The sequence below is a fragment of the Mycobacterium sp. TH-M25 genome (assembly GCF_057473665.1).
Map to the genome: position 1 here is coordinate 1 of NZ_JBYCLA010000161.1, position 5,306 is coordinate 5,306.

At 66.5% G+C, this 5,306-nt stretch carries 5 protein-coding genes; 1 reads left to right on the forward strand and 4 read right to left on the reverse strand.

Annotated features, from left to right (window positions below; all coding sequences use genetic code 11):
- Positions 1-187: 187 nt before the first annotated feature.
- The 4 genes from AC2VOU_RS05395 to AC2VOU_RS05410 form a co-directional block, all read right to left on the reverse strand.
- On the reverse strand, positions 188-901 hold the full coding sequence (locus AC2VOU_RS05395; RefSeq protein ID WP_486956436.1) for a sirohydrochlorin chelatase: 714 nt from the start codon (positions 899-901) through the stop codon (positions 188-190).
- Positions 898-1,641, reverse strand: coding sequence for a phosphoadenylyl-sulfate reductase (locus AC2VOU_RS05400; protein WP_486956437.1), 744 nt, complete (start codon positions 1,639-1,641; stop codon positions 898-900). The genes AC2VOU_RS05395 and AC2VOU_RS05400 overlap by 4 nt, the downstream gene beginning before the upstream one ends.
- Positions 1,638-3,305, reverse strand: coding sequence for a nitrite/sulfite reductase (locus AC2VOU_RS05405; RefSeq protein ID WP_486956438.1), 1,668 nt, complete (start codon positions 3,303-3,305; stop codon positions 1,638-1,640). Before AC2VOU_RS05405 ends, AC2VOU_RS05400 begins: the two co-directional genes overlap by 4 nt.
- 409 nt (positions 3,306-3,714) lie before the next feature.
- Positions 3,715-4,596 carry a sulfite exporter TauE/SafE family protein gene (locus AC2VOU_RS05410; RefSeq protein WP_486956439.1) on the reverse strand — a complete coding sequence of 294 codons (882 nt, stop codon included), beginning with the start codon at positions 4,594-4,596 and terminating at the stop codon, positions 3,715-3,717.
- A gap of 391 nt (positions 4,597-4,987) precedes the next feature.
- Here AC2VOU_RS05410 and AC2VOU_RS05415 point away from each other — a divergent pair, with 391 nt between their 5' ends.
- The gene (locus AC2VOU_RS05415) at positions 4,988-5,287 is read left to right on the forward strand and encodes a PE family protein (protein ID WP_486956440.1); all 300 of its coding nucleotides are present in this window, start codon (positions 4,988-4,990) and stop codon (positions 5,285-5,287) included.
- Positions 5,288-5,306 lie beyond the last annotated feature (19 nt).

Consider the following 5,306-nt stretch of genomic DNA (forward strand, 5'->3'; position numbering starts at 1 on the left):
GCTTCGTCATCATCACGGGCGGATCACGCCGACACGCCGATCAGGTCACAATCGCCTCAGCAATCACGCCCGTCACACTGATCAAACTGCGAAACTCGAGATCCGTGCCAGCCGGTGTGATGCGCGACCGACGAGGCGCCGTCGTTGGCGGTCACGATGGCACAGCTGGCGGGCGCGGGGGCGGGTGTTAGGCTGCGGCCTGGCTATCCACCGCCTGGTCATAGCGATCGAGGACGGTCTCGGCCACCAGCGGATGCGCCCCCAACGGCGCTGCCGTCGGAATCCCTTCCTGCGCAGCGTATTCGCGTACCCTGTCGGTCAACAGTCCGGGCGCCAGGAACCATGGTGCGATCGCCAGACGGCGGGCGCCGAGGCGTCGCAACTGGCTGGCGGCCTCCGCCACCGACGGCTCAGGCCCGGTGGCGAAGGCGGTCGTGACCGCGGCCCACCGGCTGCCGGCGGCCAGCTTGGCAGCGACCTGGGCGGTGCGCGCGTTCGCCGCGGCATTCGACGAACCGACCGCCACCACCAACACGCCGAGGTCGCTGTCCAGCCGATGGACTCCTCGCTCGGTTAGCCGCTGGTGCAGCACCGCAACCAGCCGACTGTCCTCACCGAGCGCGTCAGCCTGCCGAAACCGACCACCACAGCCCGCGATCTGCTCGGGGATGTCGATGCCGGCGTGGTAGGCGCTCGCCAGCAGCAGCGGCGACACGACCGCCTCGCGGCCCTCCGGCAACCCGGTGAGCACAGCGGCCAGGCTCGGCGAACACTGCTCCAAGAACGCGACCCGCACATCGAGGCCTGGGCGCATACGCGTAACGGTGCGTGCCACGGCGTGAGCATTGGCGGCCGATCGCGGGTCTTTGCTGCCGTGTGCGGTCAGCACAAGCGTGCTCACTGGGCGTGCAACCCGCATTCGGTCTTGGACTGTCCCTGCCAGCGTCCGCTGCGGCGGTCGGCGCCCTCCGCGGGCTTGGCTGTGCACGGGGCGCAGCCGATCGACGGGTAGCCCTCCTGCACAAGCGGATTGACAAGCACGTTGTGCTCGGCGATGTAGTCCTGCATGTCCTGGTCGGACCAGGCGGCCAGTGGGTTGACCTTGACCAGGCCGAACTGTTCGTCGAAGCTGATCAGCGGGGCGTTGGCGCGGGTGGGCGAATCAACCCGGCGCAGGCCAGTCACCCACGCCGAGTAGTCGCGCAGCGTGTTGGCCAGCGGAACCACCTTACGCAGCCGGCAGCACTCGGCGGGATTGCTGGCGAACAGATCCTTGCCTAGCATCGTGTCCTGCTCGGCCACCGTGTGCTCGGGAGTGACGTTGAGCAGCTGGATGTCGTAGGCGGCCGCGACTGCGTCGCGGGTGCCGATGGTTTCTGCGAAGTGGTAGCCGGTGTCCAGAAAGAGCACCGGCACGCCCGGATGCACCTTCGACGCCAGGTCGATGAGCACGGCGTCTTCCATACTCGAGGCCACCACCCAGTTGCACGTGGTTCTTCCGGGAGATCCCTCGCCGCCGCCGAAATGCTCATCGGTCCAGCGGAACAGGTCGGTGGCGTCGGCGCCGTCCAACTCTTCCGCGCCGCGCGCAGCCAGCTCGCGCAATTCCACTTCGCTCAACTTCCCGTCCCCTTCGTTCACCGAAGTTCTGCTTCGTCGGCTCGTATCGCCCACTCCGCGAAACGTTCGCCGTCTGCGCGATGTTTGACGAAGTTGCGTGCCACCCGGTCGATGTAATCGCCGAGTTCGTCGCTGGTGATCTTGTGCTGGCGCAGCTTTCGGCCGAACCCGGCGTCTTGGCCGAGGCCGCCGCCCAGGTGCACCTGGAAGCCCTCGACTGAACCGCCGTGGCCGTCGTCGACCATCTGACCCTTGAACCCGATGTCGGCCACCTGAATTCGGGCGCACGAGTTGGGGCACCCGTTGATGTGCACCGTGATCGGCACGTCGAGCGCAGCGTTGATGTCCTCGAGCCGTTTCTCCAGTTCCGGAACCAGGGTTTGGGCACGCACCCGGGTCTCCACGAACGACAGCTTGCAGAACTCGATACCGGTGCAGGCCATCAGGTTCTTGCGCCAGTGCGACGGCCGCGACGGCAGGCCGAGGGCGTCGAGGCCGGCCACCAGCTCGTCGACCTTGTCGTCGGGCACGTCGAGGATGATCATTTTCTGAAAGGCGCTGAACCGCGCCCGGTCCGAACCGGCCTGCTCCATCAGGTCGGCGACCTTGCTCAACATGGTGCCCGAGACCCGCCCGGCGATGGCGGCCACGCCGACCGCGTTGCGGCCGTTCTTCTGCCGCTGCACCCCGACATGGTCGATCGGGTGAGCCGGCAATTCCGGCGCCGGGCCGTCGATGAGCTTGCGCTTGAGGTACTCGGTTTCGAGTACTTCGCGGAACTTCTCCACACCCCAGTCTTTGATCAGGAACTTCAACCGGGCCTTGGACCGCAACCGCCGATAACCGTAGTCGCGGAAGACCTGCGTGACCGCCTCCCACACATCGGGCACTTCCTCCAGCGGCACCCACGCCCCGAGCCGCTGCGCCAGCATCGGGTTGGTGGACAAACCCCCACCAACCCACAGGTCCATACCCGGGCCGTGGGTGGGGTGGTTGACGCCGATGAACGCGACGTCGTGGGTCTCGTGGGAGACGTCCTGCAGCCCCGAGATCGCGGTCTTGTACTTGCGCGGCAGGTTCGCGTAGTCGGGATTGCCAATAGCGCGCCGCAGGATCTCGTCGATCGCCGGCGAGGGATCGAGCACCTCGTCCAGGGATTCACCGGCCAGCGGCGAACCGTGGAAGCCACGGGGGCAGTCGCCGCAGGCTTCGGTGGTCTGCAGGCCGACCGTGTCCAGCCGTCGCCAGATCTCGGGAATGTTTTCGACCTCGATCCAGTGGATCTGGACGTTTTCCCGGTCCCCGATATCGGCGGTGTCGCGGCCGAACTCGGTCGAAATCTCGCCCAGTGTGCGCAGCGCGGCCACCGACAGCGGCTTGCCATCCGAGCGGACCCGCATCATGAAGTAAGGGGCTTCGATGGTGTCGATGTTCTCGTCGCCGGTCCAGGTGCCGTCATAGCCTTGCGCACGCTGGGTGTAGAACCCCATCCAGCGGAACCGGCCACGCAGATCGGACTTGTCGATGCTGTCGAAACCCTGCTTGGAATAGGTGTTCAAGATGCGGTCGCGCACGTTGAGCGGCGCGTCGTCGTGCTTGATCTTCTCGGTGTCGTTGAGCGGCTCACGCTCACCGAGCGCCCACTGGGCCTCGCTGCGCGTCTTGGCTGGACGGGAAGTGGTCATATGAGAATCCTCCTTAATAACAATGGCTTTGCTGCACCGGCGGCACCGGTGATGCCCTCGAAGTCACACGGGCCTCGACCGCCTGTCGCCACCCGAGGGCCAGGCTGACGATGTCGAGAGCTGGTTGGCCAGCGCTGGGTGCGCCGTTGGGCGACGTGGCTTCGTGTGGTTCGACCGCATATGCCTCGATCGTCCACTGCGCCAGAGGAGGCCGGTAGCGGCGTTGACGTTGTGACGCCACAATACTCCGTTGTGTGCGTTTGGTCACGTCGTCTCGCCGCAATGCCAAGTCGTCAAAGTGTCCCCACCGGCCAGGCCCGGCGCCGCCGTCCTACACCGCGCGCCGCCACCGGCGAACCGAACTCGTCGCGTTGAGCTGATGGCACCCGGCGCCGGGCGTCGGGATCCGTCATGGCCACCGGCGTGGCATTCGTCCGGGCGTGGTAGTCATTGGCGTCCCGCCGTGGTGGCCGCGTAAGCGCTTGCGCACCAACATGATCGCGACGAAAAGTGTGGTCAGGACGGCCACGGCGACGCCCGTGGCGGTGCCGAGCTCCCGGCCAAACGTGATGGACGATATGCCCAGCGCGAACAGGCCGAAGGCCCTGCGTAGCGTCATGGGAGCAACTCTCGCGTGTTGGCGTGCGCCGATCTGTCCTCCGATCACTGTGATTACGGTGATGACCGCGGCCACTTTGAAATCGACATGGACGTGGGTTAGATAGCCACCCAGCCCGGCGAACGAGTTCAGGCTGGTGACGACGAGTGAGGTTCCGACCGCGAAAGACATGGAAAGCGATCCGGCAATGAGGAGGAAGGGCACCACGAACACACCGCCACCGGCCCCCACCAGACCGGACACCAGGCCGATCGCGAGCCCTCCGAGAAGGACAACGACCCCGGCGAGCGGCTGGCGGCCGTCTTCGGTGGTGGCCCCGTCACCTCGGCGCAGCATCGCGAAGCCGGTGAGAGTCACGACCGTGGCGAACCCGACGAACAGGGCCGTGCCGCTGACAAATCTGGCCAGCAGACCGCCGATGTAGGCACCGACGGATCCGGCCCCACCGAGCAGCATCCCCGTTCGCCATTGGATGTGACCGGCCCGTGCGTGTGGGACGGCGGTGACCGCGCTGGTCACGGCGACGAGGAGGTGGGCCACGGCGATCGCCTGTTTGGGGTCCATACCGGCAACGTAGGCCAGCATCGGCACCGCCATGATCGATCCACCACTGCCGACCATGCCGAGCACGATGCCAATGAACAAGGCCAGGATGAGGGTCAGCGCGCCCATGGCCTGCGAAGTCGCATTCTCGTATCCTCTGTCCCCGCCGCACCACGATCGACACGGCACATCGGATCGAGCCATCCTAACCGCGATTTTGCATGCGGCCATGCGCTTGATGGGCGGTGTTGGTGTGAGCCGGGTTGCGGCCGGCTGGCGGCGTCGAATCTGGCAGGTGGGGACGACAGTCCGCCGGGTGTCGCGCCGGTGGGTGGGCTCCTTGACGGCCGGTGGGGGATGGGCGGTTCGCGTCAGCCACTTGAGCCTAGCTGCCGATCGTGATACCAATAGATGCAAATGATTGTCATTAGCAGCTAGTCCCCCCGTCGCGGTCGATCGGCGCGACGCGGACCGCATCCCGCGGAGCGGTCCGTTCCGACGAGATAAGGAGTGGAGTGTCGTGTCCTTTGTAACTGCGCAACCGGAGGTGCTGGAGGCGGCCGCGGGCCACTTGGCGGGGGCCGGTTCGGTGGTGGTCACCCAGAACAGGGCCGCTGCGGGTCCGACCACCGGGGTGGTTCCGGCCGCCGCCGACGCGGTGTCGGTGCTGACCGCGGCTCAGTTCGCCGCCTACGGCCAGCAGTATCAGCTGATCAGCTCGCGGGCCGAGGAGATTCTGGCGATGTGCGTCAACACGTTGCGGGCCAGCGCGGGTTCGTACGCGTTGACCGAAGCCGCCAATGCCTTGGGCGCCGGTTAGTCCGGGGTGTGGTGATGGC